Source organism: Parabacteroides caeci, assembly GCF_023656795.1.
GTDB classification, from domain to species: Bacteria; Bacteroidota; Bacteroidia; order Bacteroidales; family Tannerellaceae; genus Parabacteroides; species Parabacteroides segnis.
Genome location: NZ_JAMOKT010000021.1, coordinates 57,402 through 78,397, shown reverse-complemented (window position 1 = coordinate 78,397; position 20,996 = coordinate 57,402). Strand labels below are relative to the sequence as shown.

The following is a 20,996-nucleotide window of genomic DNA, read 5'->3' as shown; positions in this document are numbered from 1 at the left end:
TTGTTCCAAACTTATAAAAAAAAGGCAATCACTTTGCATTCAAAGGATTGCCTTTTTTTATTTCTATATTTTATTAAATTCTTTCCAGCGTAGCGACAATGAAGTCCCACACTTTTTGCACAGTCGCGATATTCACCCTTTCATCCGGTGAGTGCGGGTGCTCCAGATCCGGACCGATAGAAATCATATCCATTGTAGGATAAGATTCCTGGATGATGCCGCATTCCAGTCCGGCATGCATGACCTTTACCGAAGGTTTCTTTCCAAACAATTCCTCGTATGTCTGCTGCATTACGTTCAGAATCGGAGAATTGATGTTCGGCTGCCATCCGCCATAAGAACCGCCGTATTCCACCTTAGCTCCTGCCAAAGCAAATATACTTTCCAGGCTTGAACAAACAGAGGCCTTACGGCTCTCCGATGAACTGCGGACCAATATCTTTATTTCAATCAATTCATTGTATGATTTGACAATGGCCAGGTTGGAAGAAGATTCCACCGTTCCCGGGAAATCACTCAACATACTGATCACACCATTCTGGCAACCTTCGATCGCATTGATAATATCATCCTGAATCTCTTCCGGAATCAGCGTGCCGGGCAGATCAGTCATATCGGCAACAAAGCTGATATTATTCTCAATGCCTTTATATTCCTCCCGGAACATATCCTGATAATCGCTTACCAACTCCCATAAAGCCTCTACATTATCACCGGGAATGGTAACAACGGCAAATGCCTCACGCGGAATCGCATTACGCAACGAACCGCCTTCGATAGACGACAGACGAGCTCCATAGTCGCAAACGGCCTCTTTCAGGAAACGGAATATTAATTTATTGGCATTGGCACGTCCCAGATGGATATCCACACCTGAGTGACCGCCTTTCAATCCTGTCAGGCTCAGCTTTACAGCCACATCCCCTTCAGGAATATAAGTATCTTCTTTAAACTGGATCGAAATATTCAGGTCCGCACCGCCGGCACAACCGACAAACAATTCACCTTCTTCTTCCGAATCGCAGTTAATCAATGTTTCTCCTTTCAGGAAACCGGGCTTCAAACCGAAAGCGCCATCCATTCCCTCTTCTTCATCGATCGTGAAAAGAGCTTCTATCGGTCCGTGCTTGATAGTCGTATCAGAAAGCACCGCCATAGCCAACGAAGCACCGATACCATTGTCGGCACCCAATGTCGTTTCACGGGCTGTTACCCAGTCGCCATCTATATAAGCATCAATCGGGTCAGTCAGAAAATCATGTTTCACAGAAGAATTTTTCTGGGGAACCATATCCAGGTGAGATTGCAGGATTACTGTTTTGCGGCCTTCCATTCCGGGAGTGGCCGGTTTACGGATCAGAACGTTTCCTGCTCCATCCCGCAAAGTTTCCAATCCCAATCCTTTTCCAAAAGCTTCTACAAAACGAGTGACTGCTTCCATGTGTCCTGTCGGACGGGGGATTTGTGTGAGGTCATAGAAATAACCCCAGACATGCTGCGGGGAAAGATTCTTGATTTCTGCTGACATAGACTTAATGTTTAATTTTAAAAACTCTTATTTTATACATATAGTATCTATTCTGAAACAACGGCGGGTGCCTCTTTGTTCGTAAGTGGCAGAGCCACAATGCCGAACAGGCCGCACAACACCGTCCATGCCGTCTGCACCGTATGAACCACCAGGGCAAAAGCGGCAGCATCATTTTCGTTGACACCAAAGCAAACCAGCGTAGCGATCACCATGAAATGCCAAGCACCGATTCCCGCCTGTACAGGGACGGCAACCCCGATGCTACTCATGGTAAAAGCAATCAGTCCGACCGTTATTCCCAGATCACGGGTAAAGTCGAATGCATAGAACGTTATATAGAAATAACAGAAATAGCCACCCCATATCATCAATGTCTGTGCCACGAAACGTCCTTTCTGCTTCAGCAGCCAGATGCTCTTCATTCCGTCCCATACATTCAGCAACAACGCCTTTGCTTTCTGCACCAGCGTAAAGTTACTCATATATTTGAAAACAAACCAAATTCCGACCACTAAAATTACTGCACCGACGTAAATCCATATCGAATCGAACATTTTCTGGAAACCTTCCAGCAGCGCGGGGTTCTTCGCAAAGAAGCTGACAAAGAAGTCGAAATTGAAAATAAAAATCAACAAAGTAATCGATCCCACTACGATCGTATCGCTCACACGGTCGATCAGCAAGGTTCCCAGCAACTTGGTAAACGGGATCTTATCATACTTGGTGATAATACCGCAACGCCAGACTTCACCGACACGCGGCAGCACCATATTCACGGCATAGTTTCCCAGCACGGCATAAATGATATTACTCATTTTAAAACGCTCGCCCAATGAGGAGATCAACAACCCCCAACGCAATCCGCGAACCACATTGGCAAACAGACCGAACAGTAAAGAAACCAATATAATATCATATCTTACCCCCTCACGGATGACACGCCATATCTCGGTGACATCCATATGACTATATAAAAACCAAAGCAGCAAACAGCCAAAAGCTAAGGGTAAAAATATCTTGACAAACGTTTGTAGGATACTCTTAAAATTCATTCTACGTAGGATACTTTAAATTATTTGTTGTATTTTTGTGCACCCGCAAAGATAAGCATTATATTTTAATACGAACATTTTACACCAAAGAACTGGATGAGATTAGTTAAGCCAAAGAAAGCATTAGGACAGCATTTCCTGAAGGATTTACAAATCGCTCAGCGTATTGCCGATACGTTGTCGGACTACAAAGATTTACCGGTTCTGGAGATCGGTCCCGGCATGGGAGTGCTTACCCAATACCTGCTGGAAGCGGGCCATGACCTGACCGTGGTGGAACTGGATATGGAATCGGTAGATTACCTGGAACAAAACTTTCCGGCGCTTGAAGGGCGTATCCTGGCAGAAGATTTCCTGCGGCTGGACCTTTCCAAACTTTTCCCCGGCCAGTTCTGTGTGATCGGGAATTATCCTTATAATATATCCAGCCAGATATTCTTTAAAGTCCTCGACTTTAAGGAACACGTGCCCTGCTGTTCGGGGATGATCCAGAAAGAAGTGGCAGAACGTCTGGCAGCCGGACCGGGCAGCAAGACCTACGGTATCCTCAGCGTCCTGTTGCAAGCCTGGTATACGGTAGAATATCTCTTTACTGTCAGTGAATTCGTATTCGACCCGCCTCCAAAAGTGAAAAGTGCAGTCATCCGCATGGTACGGAACGACCGGAAAGAACTGGGATGCGACGAGAAATTATTCAAAACGGTAGTCAAGACCTCTTTCAACCAACGTCGTAAGACACTCCGGAACTCGATGAAACCACTGCTGGGAAAGGATTGTCCGGACTACGCACTGCCGGTTTTCGACAAACGGCCCGAGCAGCTCTCGGTTGAACAGTTCGTCGAACTGACGTTGATTGCGGACCGGTGGCTGAAGCAGACAGGGACTATACAGAAGGAATAAAAACGGGGTTACAAACAACATGACCTATGATTGAACTGACGAAAGACTATATCGACAACCTGAAAAGTATCATCGCAGAAAAAGATGATGCCAAAGCACAGGCTTTGCTTCACGATTTATATCCGGCAGATATTGCCGAACTATACCAGGAGTTGAATCTTGGGGAAGCAATCTATCTGTATTTGCTGATGGACGGCGACAAGGCCGCCGACGTCCTGATGGAACTGGATGAAGAGGACCGTCATAAATTACTGAAAGAACTACCCAACGAACTGATCGCCAAACGCTTCGTCGACAATATGGAAACCGACGACGCGGTAGACCTGATGCGTGAGTTGGACGAAGATACACAGGAAGAGATTCTTTCGCATATTGAAGACGTCGAACAGGCCGGCGACATCGTCGACCTGCTGAAATATGATGAAGATACCGCCGGCGGTTTGATGGGTACGGAAATGATCGTGGTCAACGAGAACTGGAGTATGCCTCAATGTATCGATGAAATGCGCAAGCAGGCGGAAGATATGGACGAAATCTATTATGTATATGTCATAGACGACGACGAACGACTGAAAGGCGTACTTCCCCTCCAGCGGCTGATCACCAATCCGTCCGTCTCGAAGATCAAGCATGTCATGAAGAAAGATCCGATCTCGGTCCGCGAAAGCGACAGTATCGAAGAGGTTGCCGAAACGATTGAGAAATACGACCTGGTAGCCTTACCGGTAATAGACAGTATCGGTCGCCTGGTCGGCCGCATCACCATCGACGACGTAATGGATGAAGTCCGCGAACAACACGAACGTGATTACCAGTTGGCATCCGGTATCTCGCAGGACGTGGAAACTTCGGATAATGTATTTACACAGACGGCCGCCCGCCTACCCTGGTTGCTGATCGGTATGATCGGCGGACTGGCAAACTCTGTTATCCTCGGGGGGTTCGAAGGGAATCTGGCGAGTAATCCCAAAATGGCTTTGTTTATTCCTCTGATCGGTGGAACGGGAGGAAATGTCGGTATACAGTCGTCCGCTATCGTAGTACAGGGCCTGGCCAACAACTCATTGAAACAGGATAACATTCTTCCGCAGATATTGAAGGAAGGGATCGTTTCGTTGATCAATGCCAGCATCATCAGTCTGGTCGTATTCATATATAACTTCTTTATGCTGGGCGACAAAGGGATAACGGCTTCCGTCTCCCTGAGCTTGTTCGCCGTCGTTATGTTCGCCAGTATTTTCGGTACGCTTGTTCCGATGACGCTCGACCGCCTGAAAATTGATCCGGCATTGGCTACCGGACCATTTATCACCATCACGAACGACATTATCGGGATGATGATTTATATGTTCATCTCTTCGGCATTGACATAAGGGACGGTTCGGTAAGGGCGGTTCGCGAACCGCCCTTACGGGGATCATCCTTGTTTCTTTCTTCCCAACAGGAATCCCAGCAGATCCATAATAAATTGCAGGATCGTTTTCACCTTGTTTGTCTTCTCGCTCATACGCTGTCATTATTAAGATTATACACTATGGGAACCAGCGACTGTGCAATGCTCTCCAGCATCTTGCAATAAGCCGCCCGGTTATCCCCGTTCACTTCACTGATATACCTGCTGTAAGCAATCTCACGGGCATACGCCCGTGAGATTGCTTACAGCTGCCGCCTGCTTATAAACCGTCGCTATCAGGCGGGCAAAATCCAGGAAACTATTTTCAGGACTGTTGTAACGGCGAAACAGCAGACCGTCCGGCTTATCCAGATCAGTCTTGCCGCCATGCCAGTAAGCATTGGCAACACCATACCCCGTCAGTCCGAAAAAGTTATTGTAGCAGGTAGCCAGGGAACTCTCCCCCCAGCCGGTTTCAATAGCAGACTGAGCCAGGATCACCACCGGGTTCAATCCGTACAACTCACCCGCCATACGTGCGGCGGGGAGGTACTTGCGGGTAAATGAATACTTATCCATACACACAGGTTACAGAGATCATTCAATTTCAGGACGATCACTTCCACCACCTGGTGTGGCAGGTTTCGACTCTTCGAGCTTGAAACGCTCGCTCTTAGCCGTCAGGATCAACTCACGCAACTTAGGACCGGGACGGAAGCGAAGGCGGGCGCGATACAACATATTCGAAGAGAACTCCTCAGTAGTCACACTCCCCGAACTGGTCTGCAACAACTGGAAGGTACCCAGCTCGCCACACTGCACCACCTCCCCGCGGGCCAGGAACAGGAGCAGGAATTTGATCACACGGTCTATCACCACCTTCACATCACCGCTCGAAGCAGTAGAACTCTCTGCCACAATTTCGCACAACTCATCGAAGGAACACGTCCCCGTCGCCCGGGTCTGCGCATAGTAGAGTTTCTCTTTCCCTACCTCTACATTTTTACTAAGGTTCTTCCTTTGAACCAAATGAAACTGCAATGCCATACTTTATTGTTTTTAGTTGATTATTAATTACATATCAAAGATACGGCAAGCGCCTACCCACTTTGTAGACAGCGGTGACGTGGTGTGACGAAACGACATTTTATTTCCGATAAATATTGTAGAACCGCAAAGAAGCACGTCATCACGAAGAGCAGGATTGTTGAAAGATCTATTTTAAGTAAAATAACACGAAGAAGGTTTCCACTGGTTGGAAGCCTTTTTTTATTGAGATTTGAAAATCGGGCTTCGCGATGGAACATAGGGAATAATGTGGCAATATGCCAATTTAGAAAGATTTGAGCTATCTGCTAATTATAGGATGAGCCAGTTAGTGACGGTGTCTTCAGGCTGTAGGCCTGTAACAAACTAGCCCAGGGTTCTAACCCCGGGTTCCCTTGAATCCTTCTCTTTCTGAGGCACCCTGTAGGGGTGCGACAAGACGAAAAGAGTTGATATTTAGCTTGTTCCGCCCTTACAGGGCGGAAAGACAAGAGCGGGTTTTCATAAACCCAGGGTTAGAACCCTGGGCTGGTTTGTTAAAGCCTTACAGGCTTACATTGACACCGTAAGAGCGGTTCGCGAACCGCCCCTACCAACGATGCTACATTCAAATTTGATAAATTCTGAAACAAAAAATCAGCAAAATCCCTGAAAAAACGAAGCTAAAACCTTGATTCATACATTGATTATTCGTATCTTAGAGAAATAAACCCATTCATATTATGAAACAAACAACCTTCGAAATACGAGCCTACGGAGTAGGTGAGCTGGCCGAGCTTTACAGCCCTCATATGAGTCACAGAGGAGCGATTATGCAACTTTGGCGGTGGATCAATTATCATGGCGTACTGAAAGCGAAACTGCTTGAACTGGGCTTCCGTCCCGGCATACGAAGCTTTACGCCCCGCCAGGTAGAATGTATTGTCGAGCATCTGGGAGAGCCTTGAAGAAAAAGATAAGTGCCGCAGCTGTTTTTACCGGCTGCGGCACCCATTTCCGGTGGCTGCCGCAGTAAAATAAAATAGCTGCGGCAGCCAATCTGTCCGGGGGCGGATGGGGGCGGCAAAAAGAGGGTTTTGAAAACTTTATAATAAGATGTTCCTTGTTCCTTCTACGATCAGATCGTAGAAGGAACAAGGAACACACTATACAGAAGTTTCCCAAAAAGCCTTTTTGCCGCCCCCATCCGCCCCCGATCCTTAAAACGGGAGTGTAGGCTCAGGAGGTTCCTCTTCGTTATCGCCCTCTCCGTCAGGCCGTTCCTCTCCATCTACCGGATCATACCCGAATCCCTTACGGCGGGCTTCTATCTGGTCATTCGTCAGTTCAATGACGGCAAAAAGACGCTTTCCATGTCTCTTTTGCGACTCAAAACCGGCACCTTTTAACACTTTTCCCAGTTGATTTACGCTCATTGTGGTCACGGAATAGCGTGTTCGTTCCGCTATTTTAGACATGATTTCGCTGGTGGAGAGCAAAATATACACCTCGAAACGCACCGGTTTGCGAAAATACGTGAAAAGCAATTCCGCTTCGGGACTCGATTGCTGGAAAGGCTCGTTGTTCTCGTTTATCTCCGTTATATCCTGGTCGGCAAACCAATAACGGAACCCCTGTTTATAAAGCGCCAGCGCCTGAGCATAAATGGCGGTATGGTCTATCCCGGAGGTATAATCGATGCGGAGCGTTTCAAAACAAAGGAAACGGCGCGAACCGGTACGGTCGGTCAGTATCTGGCTGTCGTTCACCGTGGCGGCAAACGAAGCACGGCGCACGAACGTCTCCGCATTGCGGGCATACGGGCGGCGTTCAAGGATAGAGTCTTTCGTAATCAACGCCTTCAACTGGTTCAACTCCACGCGGCTCTGTCCCGACAACTCATCGAGGATGATCAGGAAACAATCGCTCATCAGCAACGACGAGTCTTTTGCCGTAGGATCGAGATTGCCCGAATAAACATAGTTTCTAAGTGCGGGAGGCACCAGGTTACGCAACCAGGTAGTCTTGCCCAATCCCTGCGCTCCGCTCAGCAACAAGACCGTATGGTTTGCCTTCTGCTCGTTGATGGCACAGGCCACAACGGCCACCAGCCATTTCTTCAGGCACTTCCCCCAATATTCAGGGCAGGTGGTGTCGACAGTGCCGGCCAGCTGCCCGATAGCGTCCGTCTTCCCGTCCCAGGCTGGCAGGTTTTCGAAGTAAGACCGGAATGGATTGTATTCGGGACTGAAATCGGAATGGATCACCGAACGCAGGTCAGACACACGGCAAAACACATCCGCTTTCTGCAAGGCACACCAGACAGAGTTTTCCCAATAATCGGTGACAGGCTGATAAGCATCGTGCTTCGTCAGGCTCCGATACTCCACTATACGCCGGACGATATTGCGGCGAAGTTTGAAACTTTTGTTTAGAAACTCCTGTATCTGAACGACAAAACTATCCCCACGATGCGAGCGAAGCGCCGTCTTCCCGGCACCATGTTCCTCCGTATGCATATAAGCGCTATCCACAGCTTGCAGGCACTCTTCGGCCGGCAGGTCGGTAAAGGTTTTACAGGCATACTTCACAACTTCTTCTTTGGCCACTCCCAGACGGTTGCAGTTGGCGGCAAAGAGATGGACGTAATTGTTGCGGTTGCCCTCGGCATAAGTAAATTTACGAGTAGTCTGTTTACGGGCGGAAGAAATCAGCTGCATGACATCTTTTCCGATAACGGCTTCTATCGGCGGCAGATCGCCGGGCAAAGTGCCCTCCCCTCTCAGCCAGGGTTCGAAACGGGGGGAGAGATAAAGTTGCGGATCGTACGAAACAATGCAGAGACGCCCGGCATCGCTTCCCGAAGTATCGGCTTTAGTACCCAGCAGGCGTTGATACCAGTCTTTCACCCGCTTGTAGATAGCCGGATGACTCTGAGGCACCAGTTCAAGTCCGACCACCGGGTAGACAATGACTTTGATGCCATGCCCGCGCGGACTGATCCAGCAGGCCACCGTATAAACAGCCTCACGCACCAGAGCGAGCAGGTGGGGTAAATCCTCTTTTTTCAAGTCATCAAAATCGAGGATAATCAATGGATTGTAGGCTGTCATATATTCTACAAGGCGTTGCCCGCGATAGGTAGCGGAAATTGTTATAGCCGGCAATGCTTTTTTCAGCATATCGGCCGCTTCGAGATCCCCCTTGTCCATACAGGCACGGATACGGTTAATAGACGTGGCATATTTGCCATTCCGGATATCAGAAAGAACGTCTATCAGGTTGACGTCGCCCATACAGGTTTTAAACCGGGCAAACACAGTTACTTTTATCATAACAGTTCGTTTAAAATTGAGGTTATTATTACTGCTTTCAAGGTCGGCAATTCTTTACAAAGGGGCCCGTTATTTTCTCTTTTATTATGATAAACACGGGCCCTGTAAATTCAAGCGCTTATCCGGGGAGATCGTCATCCCGGTGATTGTCGAGATATTCCTGTACGACATTCGTCAGTCTGCCCAACGCCAGGTAGTCTTTCTCCGGATCATAGCGTACATGAAAGACCGAGTCGAGCGAACGGAGGAAAGGTTGCACATCGTGCCGTCCGTTCACCGTCCATTTACGGCTCATCACCAAAGGACCGATCAGTTCCACGAAATCGGCCGTCAGTCCGTTGAAGACGATAGGTTCTTCCGCTATCATATCTTCTTCCCAAACGGCATGTTCCAGCAGGTGTGCCAGTTTGTTACATTGTTTTTTCACTTCCCGAAGTTCGCCTTCGAGCTGCTCGCAACGGAGCCTCAATTCTTGTGCCGCCTCTGTCAAAAGGCCGGCTTCCAGTTTTTTTTCATTTGGATTGTTTTTATTATTAGTGATTGACTGGTTGTTGGTTCAGAGTTTATCAGAAGTGAATGAATGTAGCATCGTTGGTAGGTGCGGTTCGCAAACCGCCCTTACGGTGTCAATGTAAGCCTGTAAGGCTTTAACAAACCAGCCCAGGGTTTAACCCTGGGTTTATGAAAACTCGCTCTTGTCTTTCCGCCCTGTAGGGGTGGTACAAGATAAATATCAACCATTTCCTTCTTGTCGCACCCTTACAGGGTGCCTCAGAAAAAGAAGGATTCAAGGGAACCCAGGGTTCTAACCCTGGGCTAGTTTGTTACAGGCCTACAGCCTGAAGGCACCGTCACTAATTGGCTCATCCTATAATTTGCAGATAACTCAATTTTTTCTAACAACGAAGCCCCGGAGGAAATCCCCCGGGGCTTGTTTTTGTCTGCCTTCGCTCTTCACAGAGATCGAACAGAAGAACTTTATTTCATTACTTTAGTATTAATACTGACCGCTTGTTCGCCCTCACGGGGTAATTATCATTGTCCGAAGACAAGACACGCAGTCAAAATCTATTGATTATAAATAGTTTCTTATTTTACGATTGCTTTAACAGCAGCTTCGCCTTCTACAGCTACAAATACTACACCTGCAGGAACAGAGATAGTAGCTTCGCTTGAAGTGATCACTGTGTTAGCTACTGCCTGACCAAGTACGTTGTTGATAACAACTTTCTTGCCCTGTGCACCCTTAACGATTACAGCACCGTCAGTTGCTACTACGCTGATTGCAGAAGTACCGATAGTTTCGTTCTCTGTCGGAGTTGTAGCATTTTCAAAGTCAAATGTGAACGGAGTAGCCTGGTTGATACCTTCGTTGATTGCATCATCAGAACCTTCATGGTTACCGTTCTTGTTTGCTTTCTGAGCTAATACGGCAACACCGTCTTCTTCTTTCAACCAAGCAGCTGTTTCACCCTTGAATGCACCATAACCTGTTGCAGCTGTTTCGATATAGAACTGATTTTCTACAGCTGAACCGTCACCTTCGAAACCAACTCTTCTCAAAGCAAATGCAGCTTTGTTAGCATCGTCAGCCTTAGTTACATCAATTACAGCCAGGAATGCTTCGTTATCCTTGAAATATTTCGGATTGATATATTTGTGACCATCCTGTTCGATAGCGATAACAGTCTTGCTGTCTTTCTTTTCCCATGCTTTCAAACCTAATGTATAGTCAGATTTCAGGATATACAGCTTATCTCCTTTATGGATTGCTTCTACAAATGCCAAACGAGTTTTGTTGTTATGTTTGAAGATGCTGGCATTCTGGAGCTTATTGATGTTTTCATACAGGTCTACTGAATCCTGCAAGTTGATCATGAAACGACCAGCCAGGTAACCATCATAAGATTCTTCGTGTCCGCAAGAAGGATTCAATCCGTGAGGAGCTTCGATATTACCGTCTTTACAGAATGTGTAAGCAGGTACGCTATCCGGATCAACAACAAACATATACAACGGTCTGTAATCATCTTTCTTTGCAAGGTCGATATATACAGACGGAGCTTCCGGAGTTACATTCTTCGGCTGAACACCTACGAAATTCATGCCTTTACCTGCTGAGTAAACAGAACCACCATCTTCATACAAGAATGCCTGATACGGTTCTTTCTGGATATTAGCAGGAACATAAACCTGTTCGTCAGCCAACTGTACATAGATATGACTCTTAACCGGTTTGATATCGAAGATTGTAGTAGTTGTTGTACCCATTGATGTACACAGATCATCCACTTTCATTTCATTGCTGATCGGTTGACGACGCAATACCTGCAGAGCTTCACCTTTTGCATTTGTAAGGATCATTGCATAATAATGAGCGCCATTTGCATGTGCATCTTCTTTAAATGCAAACCAAGCCATTGTCAAAGAAGGATCGCTTGTAATATCTTCTTCGTATTTAGCTACAAACTTATGATTCTGATCCAATGCGATATACTTGTAATCGTTATCGATCTGGTTAGCATCTTTAATCTTCAATCTGTAGATAGTCTTCGTCCAACCGTTTGCCGTAACAGATGTTGCGTTGTCCAACTGGAATTCCAATTGTTCTTTAGCAATTGTCAATGTGTCATTTACATCTGCAGTCAGGAACATTTCATTGTTCAAACCATCGATCAGGTTGAATACGTAAGTTGTATCGGTAACTTGTTTGCCGCTCAGGTCCAGATAACCTCTTGTAGCATCTTTCACGTCATCGAAATAGATTGTATCGCCACAGTTCAGGAAGTTATAAGCTGCACCATGCTGGCTCAGACCTTCCAGATAATTTACATTAGCATCTTTTGTATGATCGATAAAGTAATATTTACCGGCAACAACATTACCTTCAGCATCTTTCACATTGTAAAGCTGACCTTCGAATGCTATATTATCAAACTCGCGGTTAGTAATTTTTACGCGCGGAGTTTCATTGTCCTGAGGAGCAGTTCTGTTATCACATCCCAGTTGTTTAACCACCCACTGAGTGGCAGGCATATGATTGAAGTCCTGTTCGTTTTCTTTTACATCATAATACATATGTCCGGCAAAATCGGAAACGATATATGAACCGTCTACTCTCTTTTCACCCTGGCTAGCTGCTTTTGTTGTAGACAAACGAACAAAGTAAGTACCGTCCACTTTTGAAGCACGAGCCAAATAAGAATAATCGTGATCGAAACCGATACGGATTAACATATCAGCCTGCTTGTTAGTTACATAAGCCTTACCATTTGCTTTATCCTGAACTGTCAGACCTGCATTTGCAAATTCGTCACCTGCATATGTGCGAGCACGACCTACAGTCGGAACAACAGATCCATCAGATAGGTAAGCGATTGTTATTGCAACCGGTTCTTGCGCAGCTTTCTTTACACCTGTATTATCAGCAGCAGTTAAAGCACCTGTACCACGAGCTTTACCTTCGTTCACTGAGTTATAGAATTGATCGATAGTTGCATTTGCCAATGTTGTAGCAGTCCAAGCTGTATTTGCCTGATATTCGGCAACAGACATAGAAGAAGCATTCAACGGTTCAATAACCAAACTGTCCTGAGTCGGGAAATAAGTAAACTTAAAGATAGAACGTGCATTATATGCAGTCAAGTTTGCATAATTAGCAGGAGCCGGAGCATTCACCAACTTCAAGTTAGGACTCTTTTCCGGGTTCAATTTATCTGCTTCGTAAGCTTCTGTAGATACCATTAATACAGAATCAGGCTCACTAGTTGAAACCTTCTTCACATTCAAAACGATGTTGAAGCCTGCATAAGCTGTACTTGCTCCATTTTCTAAAAGTGTATGTTCTTCTGCCACATAACCTTTTTCTCTTACGAAATAGCTATAAGCATCAGCAAGAGCTACTTCTGCTGTTTTGCCAGAATGGAACATATCGAACATAGCCTTATTCCAATTATCTCCGGCAACACTATTACCATATTCCCATGAGCCATCGGCATCGATCATGCTATTGATATCATCAGCAGAAAGAACTTTAGCACCAGCAACAACCGGAGTCAAAGCAATTACATTCTGGTCTGCCATGTTTACACCGGCATCTGCATCTGAATATTTAACAGCTACAACTTCGCCATTATCATTCTGAGCTAAAGCGACTGCTACTTTAGTATCATGTACAAAAGCCCATAATTTTTGCGCACCAAACGTTCCTTTTGTTAATTTAGCAACATTGTACCAAGTCCATCTGTCGATACAACCGTCTACTAATGTTTTAGTTGCACCAGCTTTCACAGATTCAGAAGTAAGAGTTCCTCCATCAACTGCATTTTCATGGTCAAATGTCAAAGGATAACCAGTTTCCTTATTTACAAATTTGAAGTTGACGCCATTAGATGCATCAGGCTGTACATCAATCTTCCATAAAGAAGATGTCAGTTTAGCTCCATTCTCTTCGGCTTCACTAAGAGCAACAACCTTCAAATACAATTTGCCGGTTGTATAGTCTCTGTCTTGTACAAGTACTTTTACTTCTGCTCCTTCCGCTTCTGCTCCAGTTTTTTCATTTACCACCAATTGGTAATACTTGTTTGAATCAAATTTATTGATTTTAGCAACATCGGCCTGATCCAGCTTGGCTGCAGTTACATCTTGGGTGCGAAACGGTACTTCCCAATCACTCTTGTTCGCATGCTGAGCACTTGCGACAGTAATTGATCCTACCAATAACGCTCCCGTCATCAAAGTAGAAAACTTTTTGTTCATAATCTTTCGTTTAATATTAATAATAGTGTTATTTAAAAAGTCTTTTAACCTCAGATCAGGAACGTCTCTAAGAGCAGATGACTAGAGAAAACGTTCCTTTTTTCTAGTCATTGTTTCTTGCCTATTTTGTCTTTGTAGTCAAAAGGATGATTTTCGTACTAGTTTTGCTATTCTGTTGATAAGAAAGGATATAGGAAAGGAAAAAATATTTTGAAAAAGATTGGAGGATTAAAAGAATGTAGTAACTTTGCTGGCGAGAAAAAAGGAACCTTAAAATTAGTCATTCTCATTTCACGTTCCATCCTTTATTATTCAACAGATCATAAGCTATTATTTATTACCATTATACATATAAATATGTACCCACGCGCGTTTCATAATAGACTGTGTTTCAATATCTACTTTTTCAGCTTTTTGCCGAGAATTGTTAAAAGATAGGATTTAGCCTGTTTTAGGAGGGAATAAGCGGGGGATTTTCATTCAGAAAAAAGACTATAGTATAGAACAAATACATCAAGTTATAACACAACCACGCTAAAGTACCTAGCAGCCTCATTCAACAAGTATTTATGTTAAATTACTATGTTGTAGAACATATTTCCTACAAAGCTGTTATCTTTGCAGTGTCTATTTAAACAGCAAAGAAATATGCTAAAACAAGCATTTTACATTCTGTTCTTCTATTTTACCGGAGAGTTTATCAGCTCTTTTATCGACGGTTTCATTCCGGGAAGCGTGATCGGTATGATATTGTTATTCCTGGCATTGGTCTTTAAGCTGGTAAAGCCTGCCAACGTAAAAAAACTATCCACGATCCTCACTGAAAACATGGGGCTGTTCTTCCTTCCCGCAGGCGTCGGGCTTATGACGTCGCTGGGAGTCATATCACAATATTGGGCAGTTATTCTTACTGCCTCCGTGGTCAGTACGATCCTGGTAATAGCGAGTGTCGCACTTATCCAGCAAAAACTCGGCAAGGAGGTCGGAAGCAATGAATAACCTCGCGCAATCGGAAGTATTTTCACTCACACTGGTGATCGGTACTTATATGGCGGCATTGGCTTTGTATAAGAAAACCCGCATCAGCCTGCTGCATCCGCTGTTGACATCTATCCTCGTTATTATTGCCGTACTGAAAATGATGGGAATCGAATATGAGTCTTTTCAGCGGGGAAGCCATCTGATCCATTTCTTGCTGGGGCCATCGGTTGTCGCATTGGGATTTGTCTTATACGAACAGATGCAATACCTGAAAGGAAATATGATCTCTATCCTCACCTCCGTATTCGTCGGAGCCATTATCGGCATCGTGAGCGTGATCGTGATCGGCGACCTGATGGGAGCCGACCAGGCATTGATCGCCACCCTCCAACCGAAATCCGTAACGACTCCTATCGCTATGGGTATTGCCGAAAAGGCCGGAGGAATGCCTTCGCTAACAGCCGTTATCGTTGTAGCAGTAGGTATATTCGGCAGTATTGTCGGCCCGTTCGTGATGAAAGTATTAGGTATTGAAAGCCGGATCGCCAAAGGGCTGGCATTGGGCGCATCATCACATGGGCTGGGAACTTCCGTTGCCATACAGATCGGAGCTGTCGAAGGAGCACTGAGCGGACTGGCTATCGGCCTGATGGGAATTATGACCGCCATTCTGGTTCCGGTAATCAGTTTTATCATTTCCCTGTTTTAGGATAATACCTTCTTCTGTGCCTTCTGAAATCATATCAGACTGATTTGCAACCTATTTCTGAATAAAAACATAGGCATATATTGGTACTTTAAGAGGAAAACACTACTTTTGTACCCGAAAATGATCGAAGACAATTCAAAAAAACATTATAAATAAAAACATTCATATGATTAATTCACAAGACATTAAAAAAGGGACTTGTATACGTTTGGACGGTAAACTCTATTTCTGTGTTGACTTCCTTCACGTAAAACCGGGAAAAGGTAACACAATTATGCGTACTACATTGAAAGACGTAGTAAAAGGAGGCCAGATCGAACGCCGCTTCAATATCGGTGAAAAACTGGAAGATGTACGTGTAGAACGTCGTCCTTACCAATATACTTATGCAGAAGGCGAACATTACCACTTCATGAACCAGGAAACATTCGATGACGTAATCATCGACAAAGACTTGATTAACGGAGTAGATTTCATGATCGAAGGTCAGATTGTGGAAGTTGTTTCCGATGCATCTACAGATACTGTTCTTTTTGCTGACATGCCTACCAAAGTACAGTTGAAAGTAACTTATACAGAACCGGGTGTAAAAGGCGATACCGCTACAAACACATTGAAACCGGCTACCGTGGAATCTGGTGCAGAAGTTCGTGTTCCGTTATTCATCAATGAAGGCGAAATCATCGAAATCAACACAACAGACGGTTCTTACGTAGGACGTATCCGTGAATAATATTTATATATTGTAAGGGCGGTTTTATGGACTGCCCTTCTATTTTTTCTTATCCAAAACATATCACTATGAAAATAAAAGAATGGGCAGCAGAAGACCGCCCGCGCGAAAAAATGTTACTCAAAGGTGTCGCCTCTCTCAGTGATGCCGAACTTTTAGCCATCCTCATCAGTTCGGGTAACAGCAATGAAACAGCCGTACAGCTATCGCAGCGTATCCTCAACACGGCAGACAATAATCTGAATGCATTGGCTAAACTGACAATCCGGGAACTGATCTCCGGATTCAAAGGTATCGGTGAAGCGAAAGCGATCACAATATGTGCTGCACTCGAGCTCGGCAAACGCCGCAACCTGTCCGATCCGGTCCTGCGCCAGTCGATCCGGAGCAGCCACGACGCCTACTCTTTGTTTCACCCCTTGCTCTGCGATTTACCTCACGAAGAATTATGGATTGCCCTGACAAACCGGGCCGGAAAAGTGATCGGCAAAACCCGGATCAGCCAGGGAGGAACGGCCGAAACCTCCGCCGACCTGCGTATCATACTGAAAACGGCTATCAACGGACTGGCTGCCGGCATTATTCTCTGCCATAATCATCCTTCAGGAAACACTCACCCGAGTTCGCAGGATGACTCCCTGACCAAACGCCTGCATAAGGCCGCCGAATTACTTGAAATAAACTTATTAGACCATATCATCCTTGCCGACGGCAGCTACTTCAGTTATGCAGACGAAGGACGGCTTTGAGGAATTGAAAATTAAGAATTGAAAATTGAAAATTAAATGAGAGACGATAAGGGTGAACAAGAGGGACTTGCAGAGTGTTTTCTTATAAATTTTCAATTTTCAATTTTCAATTCTCAATTATTTAGTAAGTTTGCATTCAAATTAAAAGAAGATGAACAACGAATTCCTCCAAACAGAAGAAGCGATTGTCGCCATGCTGAAAACGGTATATGATCCGGAAATACCGGTCAACGTATTCGATCTCGGCCTGATTTACAAAGTAGATATAGACGACGAAAAGAACGTCCGCATAGATATGACCCTGACGGCTCCGAATTGCCCGGCCGCCGATTTTATTCTGGAAGATGTCCGCATGAAAGTGGAATCGGTAGATGGTGTGAACAACGTGGAAGTCAACCTCGTATTCGAACCGGAATGGGATAAGGATATGATGTCGGAAGAAGCGAAACTCGAACTAGGTTTCCTATGAATACATCCCGGAAGAAAATATATTTTGCCTCGGACGCCCATTTGGGCGCCCGTTTTCATAAAGACCCGCTGGCCGTTGAGAAAAAGTTGGTGCGTTGGCTCGACAGCATCAAAGACGAAGCTATGGCAATCTATTTTCTGGGAGATATGTTCGACTACTGGTACGAATATAAATATGTAGTACCCAAAGGATTTACCCGTTTCCTCGGTAAGCTGGCCGAATTATCGGACAGCGGCATAGAAATCCATATTTTTATCGGCAACCACGACATCTGGATGTTCGATTACCTGCCCAATGAAATCGGTGCAGTGATCCATCGGGACGTATTGACGACCGATCTGCTGGGCAAACGTTTCTTTCTCGGCCATGGCGACGAGGTGGACTACCGCAGCAAAGCCTTCCGTTTTATCCGTGCCCTTTTCCGTAACAAATTCTGCCAGTGGCTTTATGCCGGCATTCATCCTCGCTGGACTTTCGGTTTTGCCCTAGGCTGGTCACTGAGCAGTCGTAAAAGCGGACTGGAAAAAGAAGATGCATTGAAATATAAAGGTGAAGCGGCAGAATATCTCGTCCTTTTTGCCAAAGACTATCTGAAAACACATCCGGACATCAATTTCTTTATTTTCGGCCATCGTCATATCATGCTCGACCTGATGCTTTCACGCACCTCCCGCCTGCTGATCGCCGGCGACTGGATGACACTCTTTTCTTATATCGTATGGGATGGGGAAAACCTGTTCCTTGAACAGTTCGAACTAATTGAAGATTAAAAAAACTGCCCCAACCGGTGTCAGAGCAGTCTAAACACTAATCCTGTGTTTTGTAAGCTGTGAGGATTAGTTATTATTAACCGGATGCAAGTTACACAGTTTTCTCTAATTATAGACAAAAACAAGAGGATTATTTTTCCGAAGTATTACCGGATAGAATAAAATTGCGTATCAACCCAATGATTACCAAGAAATAAAAAATAGTCATCGGTACTCCCAGATAATGAATCAATGTCTCGTTGAGCGAAGTACAAAGTGCATAAGAAAAGAAAGAGACAATAGGAATCCCCACTGCATAATAGAATTTCCGGGGGAAATACAACATATAAACAACGGCCAGCAAATCACCCGCATACATATATCGTTCATGCATTCCCGGCAAAATAAAAGGAAAAACCACAGCCGAAAGCAATGCCAACTGAACCAAATACTCGTTCGTCAAATTAACCGGACGTTTCCAGGCCAGATATCCACCCCCTATTAACGCGAACAAAAAAGTAAACAGTATTCCTATCCATTTTACCGGTTCGTAGTAATCATTGCTGATCCACATATAAATATTGGGAAACTGTAAAGAAAGTTCCTCATAATGCGATGACTGTTTTATAAACACAGACAACAAATCCACCAATGGCCGACCGGCTATATAAGAAGGAAGAAGCGATACCAGATAAACAGCAGGAATCAACAAAAAATAATACCATTTAATCCTGTTCCTCAGCAACAAAACAAAGAAAAAAGGAAAGAGAAGTACAGCCTGTAATTTAAAGGAAAAAGAAATCCCCAGAAACAAAACGGAAAGAAGCGAGCGCTTCTTCATCACAAAATAAATACTCCCCAACAGGAAAGAGACATAAATTGAGTCACATTGAGCCCAGTAAGAACTATTAATAAGGACTGTCGGAAGAAGCGGCACCACAGCAAACGCACACCATCTCACCCAATTTTCCTTATATTTCTGATAAGCAATCGCCCCCACAAACCAGGCAGCCACATACTCAAAGAGAACAGACAACAATTTAATCCCCACTAAAGGAGCTACCCCAAGCTTAGCTATCAGTAATAAAAAATACAGATAAGCCGGTGTGTAATTAGCAAACGGATAACGGAAAGCCTCAAAATAACCGTTCGACTTGATAAATTCCACCCACGGCAGAAGGAAAAAAGTATAATCCCCCGGTTGAGGGTAAAAAGGAAGCATACATAATTTTACTACTATGCCGAACAAAATCAACAAAACCAGAAACTTTTTGTTTCTGAAAAGAGAAAACAAAAAAGAGATAATTTTCTGCATAATAGTAGTCTTTAATGAAAAGACCGGAGAAAAGCTTTTACACCCTTCCTCGGTCTTTATCAATTACCAATATTTATTTACCTAATATATCCATTGTATCGGAAGCGATCATATATTCTTCGTCAGTCGGCACAACGATAATTGTAACTTTACTGTCCGGAGTGCTGATCACCATTTCTTCACCACGCATACCTTCGTTCTTTTCAACATCGATCTTCATGCCCATGAATTCCATGTCTTCACATACAACACGACGAGTAGCCCATTGGTTTTCACCTACACCACCAGTCCATACCAGGATATCGCAACCGCCCATAGCAGCAGCATACGCACCGATATATTTCTTGATGCGGTAGTTATAAATATTCAATGCCATGATAGCACGTTTATCTCCTTCGGCAACAGCAGCTTCGATTTCACGCATATCGGAAGAAATACCGGAAAGTCCCTGTACACCGCTCTGTTTGTTGATCAGATCAGACAAACCTTTGGCATCCAGTTTTTCCTTATCCATGATAAATGCAAGTGCACCGGCATCTACATCACCACAACGGGTTCCCATCAGCAAACCTTCTACCGGAGTCAGTCCCATAGAAGTATCTATACTCTTACCGTTTTTAACAGCTGCGATAGAACCACCGTTACCTACGTGAGCCGTAATGATACGCTGTTCTTCGTAAGGAACACCCAAGATATCGCAAGCACGTTTTGATACATAGCGATGGCTGGTTCCGTGGAAGCCATAACGACGGATACCATATTTCTTATACAAAGAATAAGGCAGACCGTACATATAAGCATAATCCGGCATTGTCTGATGGAAAGCTGTGTCGAACACACCTACTTGACGGATTCCCGGAATCAATGCGCTCATGGCACGGATACCTTTCAGGTTTGGCGGATTATGAAGCGGTGCCAAGTCGATGCACTCAACCATTTTACCGATCACTTCCGGAGTAATTTCCACACTACTGCTGAATGCTTCACCACCGTGTACCACACGATGACCTACAGCATCAATTTCGTTAAACGACTTGATACAGCCGTATTTATCGTCAGTCAGCACACTCAGGATGAACTCGATAGCTGCATTGTGTTCAGGCATTTCTTTTTCGAGAATCACTTTCTTGCCATCCGGCTGAGTGAATTTCAGGAAAGAACCCGGCAAACCCAGTTTCTCTACGCCGCCCTGTGCCAGTACTTCGTGTGTGTCCATATTGAACAGCTTGTACTTAACAGACGAGCTTCCGCAATTTAATACTAATATCTTCATATCTTTCTTGTTGTGTCTTT

Annotated in this window: 17 protein-coding genes and 1 pseudogene; 9 read left to right on the top strand and 9 right to left on the bottom strand. The window is 44.8% G+C overall.

The annotated features are described in order from the left end of the window. Positions 1 to 73 precede the first annotated feature (73 nt). Both NBH15_RS12410 and NBH15_RS12405 read right to left on the bottom strand, forming a co-directional pair. Positions 74 to 1,528, bottom strand: a complete 1,455-nt coding sequence (locus tag NBH15_RS12410) for an aminoacyl-histidine dipeptidase (RefSeq protein WP_250822776.1) — start codon at positions 1,526 to 1,528, stop codon at positions 74 to 76. A 47-nt stretch (positions 1,529 to 1,575) separates the two neighbouring features. Continuing rightward, a complete protein-coding gene (locus NBH15_RS12405) occupies positions 1,576 to 2,583 on the bottom strand; it encodes a lysylphosphatidylglycerol synthase transmembrane domain-containing protein (RefSeq protein ID WP_128135160.1) in 1,008 nt (335 codons plus the stop codon). Positions 2,584 to 2,679: 96 nt separating this feature from the next. Between NBH15_RS12405 and rsmA the strand changes: the two genes are divergently transcribed. Together rsmA and mgtE are read left to right on the top strand one after the other, a co-directional pair. Then, complete coding sequence (gene rsmA, locus NBH15_RS12400; RefSeq protein WP_010800833.1) at positions 2,680 to 3,483, top strand: 16S rRNA (adenine(1518)-N(6)/adenine(1519)-N(6))-dimethyltransferase RsmA; 804 nt, start codon at positions 2,680 to 2,682, stop codon at positions 3,481 to 3,483. A 26-nt stretch (positions 3,484 to 3,509) separates the two neighbouring features. After that, positions 3,510 to 4,856, top strand: a complete 1,347-nt coding sequence (gene mgtE / locus NBH15_RS12395; RefSeq protein WP_128135161.1) for a magnesium transporter — start codon at positions 3,510 to 3,512, stop codon at positions 4,854 to 4,856. A 130-nt stretch (positions 4,857 to 4,986) separates the two neighbouring features. On the opposite strand, the pseudogene NBH15_RS12390 reads toward mgtE, so the two are convergent. Both NBH15_RS12390 and NBH15_RS12385 read right to left on the bottom strand, forming a co-directional pair. Then, positions 4,987 to 5,455: pseudogene (locus NBH15_RS12390) on the bottom strand (glucosaminidase domain-containing protein). An 18-nt stretch (positions 5,456 to 5,473) separates the two neighbouring features. Continuing rightward, entirely contained in the window at positions 5,474 to 5,923 is a 450-nt protein-coding gene (locus tag NBH15_RS12385; RefSeq protein ID WP_128135162.1) for an HU family DNA-binding protein, read from the bottom strand. A 722-nt stretch (positions 5,924 to 6,645) separates the two neighbouring features. Between NBH15_RS12385 and NBH15_RS12380 the strand changes: the two genes are divergently transcribed. Further along, entirely contained in the window at positions 6,646 to 6,870 is a 225-nt protein-coding gene (locus NBH15_RS12380) for a DUF4248 domain-containing protein (protein ID WP_009859970.1), read from the top strand. A gap of 252 nt (positions 6,871 to 7,122) precedes the next feature. On the opposite strand, the gene NBH15_RS12375 is transcribed toward NBH15_RS12380, so the two are convergent. The 3 genes from NBH15_RS12375 to NBH15_RS12365 all read right to left on the bottom strand — a co-directional run bounded on the left by NBH15_RS12375 (position 7,123) and on the right by NBH15_RS12365 (position 13,998). Beyond that, the gene (locus NBH15_RS12375; RefSeq protein WP_250822775.1) at positions 7,123 to 9,237 is read right to left on the bottom strand and encodes a VapE domain-containing protein; all 2,115 of its coding nucleotides are present in this window, start codon (positions 9,235 to 9,237) and stop codon (positions 7,123 to 7,125) included. Positions 9,238 to 9,355: 118 nt separating this feature from the next. Beyond that, entirely contained in the window at positions 9,356 to 9,727 is a 372-nt protein-coding gene (locus tag NBH15_RS12370) for a hypothetical protein (RefSeq protein WP_128134180.1), read from the bottom strand. Between the two features lie 599 nt (positions 9,728 to 10,326). Continuing rightward, positions 10,327 to 13,998 carry a DUF6383 domain-containing protein gene (locus NBH15_RS12365; RefSeq protein ID WP_250822774.1) on the bottom strand — a complete coding sequence of 1,224 codons (3,672 nt, stop codon included), beginning with the start codon at positions 13,996 to 13,998 and terminating at the stop codon, positions 10,327 to 10,329. 648 nt (positions 13,999 to 14,646) lie between these two features. On the opposite strand from NBH15_RS12365, the gene NBH15_RS12360 reads away from it, so the two are divergent. From NBH15_RS12360 to NBH15_RS12335, 6 genes are all read left to right on the top strand, one after another. Continuing rightward, positions 14,647 to 14,997 (top strand): CidA/LrgA family protein, encoded by a 351-nt coding sequence (locus NBH15_RS12360; RefSeq protein ID WP_009859976.1) that lies wholly within the window; start codon positions 14,647 to 14,649, stop codon positions 14,995 to 14,997. Continuing rightward, entirely contained in the window at positions 14,990 to 15,688 is a 699-nt protein-coding gene (locus tag NBH15_RS12355; RefSeq protein ID WP_250822773.1) for an LrgB family protein, read from the top strand. Before NBH15_RS12360 ends, NBH15_RS12355 begins: the two co-directional genes overlap by 8 nt. Positions 15,689 to 15,854: 166 nt before the next feature. Next, positions 15,855 to 16,421: an elongation factor P gene (gene efp, locus NBH15_RS12350; RefSeq protein ID WP_009859978.1), complete on the top strand. Its 567-nt coding sequence runs from the start codon at positions 15,855 to 15,857 to the stop codon at positions 16,419 to 16,421. Between the two features lie 68 nt (positions 16,422 to 16,489). Further along, positions 16,490 to 17,170: a RadC family protein gene (radC, locus tag NBH15_RS12345; protein ID WP_199676299.1), complete on the top strand. Its 681-nt coding sequence runs from the start codon at positions 16,490 to 16,492 to the stop codon at positions 17,168 to 17,170. A 151-nt stretch (positions 17,171 to 17,321) separates the two neighbouring features. Further along, positions 17,322 to 17,639, top strand: a complete 318-nt coding sequence (locus tag NBH15_RS12340) for an SUF system Fe-S cluster assembly protein (protein ID WP_009859980.1) — start codon at positions 17,322 to 17,324, stop codon at positions 17,637 to 17,639. Beyond that, entirely contained in the window at positions 17,636 to 18,409 is a 774-nt protein-coding gene (locus tag NBH15_RS12335; protein ID WP_244050588.1) for a UDP-2,3-diacylglucosamine diphosphatase, read from the top strand. Before NBH15_RS12340 ends, NBH15_RS12335 begins: the two co-directional genes overlap by 4 nt. Positions 18,410 to 18,539: 130 nt before the next feature. On the opposite strand, the gene NBH15_RS12330 is transcribed toward NBH15_RS12335, so the two are convergent. Both NBH15_RS12330 and NBH15_RS12325 read right to left on the bottom strand, forming a co-directional pair. Further along, positions 18,540 to 19,703 carry a putative hexosyltransferase gene (locus NBH15_RS12330; protein WP_128134176.1) on the bottom strand — a complete coding sequence of 388 codons (1,164 nt, stop codon included), beginning with the start codon at positions 19,701 to 19,703 and terminating at the stop codon, positions 18,540 to 18,542. A 73-nt stretch (positions 19,704 to 19,776) separates the two neighbouring features. Beyond that, positions 19,777 to 20,976 (bottom strand): acetate/propionate family kinase, encoded by a 1,200-nt coding sequence (locus NBH15_RS12325; RefSeq protein ID WP_128134175.1) that lies wholly within the window; start codon positions 20,974 to 20,976, stop codon positions 19,777 to 19,779. Positions 20,977 to 20,996: the final 20 nt, after the last annotated feature.

Excerpts from the sequence above, each read along its gene's own strand:
- NBH15_RS12410 (WP_250822776.1), bottom strand. The coding sequence starts at position 1,528 with ATGTCAGCAGAAATCAAGAATCTTTCCCCGCAGCATGTCTGGGGTTAT.
- NBH15_RS12405 (WP_128135160.1), bottom strand. The coding sequence starts at position 2,583 with ATGAATTTTAAGAGTATCCTACAAACGTTTGTCAAGATATTTTTACCC.
- rsmA (WP_010800833.1), top strand. The coding sequence starts at position 2,680 with ATGAGATTAGTTAAGCCAAAGAAAGCATTAGGACAGCATTTCCTGAAG.
- mgtE (WP_128135161.1), top strand. The coding sequence starts at position 3,510 with ATGATTGAACTGACGAAAGACTATATCGACAACCTGAAAAGTATCATC.
- NBH15_RS12385 (WP_128135162.1), bottom strand. The coding sequence starts at position 5,923 with ATGGCATTGCAGTTTCATTTGGTTCAAAGGAAGAACCTTAGTAAAAAT.
- NBH15_RS12380 (WP_009859970.1), top strand. The coding sequence starts at position 6,646 with ATGAAACAAACAACCTTCGAAATACGAGCCTACGGAGTAGGTGAGCTG.
- NBH15_RS12375 (WP_250822775.1), bottom strand. The coding sequence starts at position 9,237 with ATGATAAAAGTAACTGTGTTTGCCCGGTTTAAAACCTGTATGGGCGAC.
- NBH15_RS12365 (WP_250822774.1), bottom strand. The coding sequence starts at position 13,998 with ATGAACAAAAAGTTTTCTACTTTGATGACGGGAGCGTTATTGGTAGGA.
- NBH15_RS12360 (WP_009859976.1), top strand. The coding sequence starts at position 14,647 with ATGCTAAAACAAGCATTTTACATTCTGTTCTTCTATTTTACCGGAGAG.
- NBH15_RS12355 (WP_250822773.1), top strand. The coding sequence starts at position 14,990 with ATGAATAACCTCGCGCAATCGGAAGTATTTTCACTCACACTGGTGATC.
- efp (WP_009859978.1), top strand. The coding sequence starts at position 15,855 with ATGATTAATTCACAAGACATTAAAAAAGGGACTTGTATACGTTTGGAC.
- radC (WP_199676299.1), top strand. The coding sequence starts at position 16,490 with ATGAAAATAAAAGAATGGGCAGCAGAAGACCGCCCGCGCGAAAAAATG.
- NBH15_RS12340 (WP_009859980.1), top strand. The coding sequence starts at position 17,322 with ATGAACAACGAATTCCTCCAAACAGAAGAAGCGATTGTCGCCATGCTG.
- NBH15_RS12335 (WP_244050588.1), top strand. The coding sequence starts at position 17,636 with ATGAATACATCCCGGAAGAAAATATATTTTGCCTCGGACGCCCATTTG.
- NBH15_RS12330 (WP_128134176.1), bottom strand. The coding sequence starts at position 19,703 with ATGCAGAAAATTATCTCTTTTTTGTTTTCTCTTTTCAGAAACAAAAAG.
- NBH15_RS12325 (WP_128134175.1), bottom strand. The coding sequence starts at position 20,976 with ATGAAGATATTAGTATTAAATTGCGGAAGCTCGTCTGTTAAGTACAAG.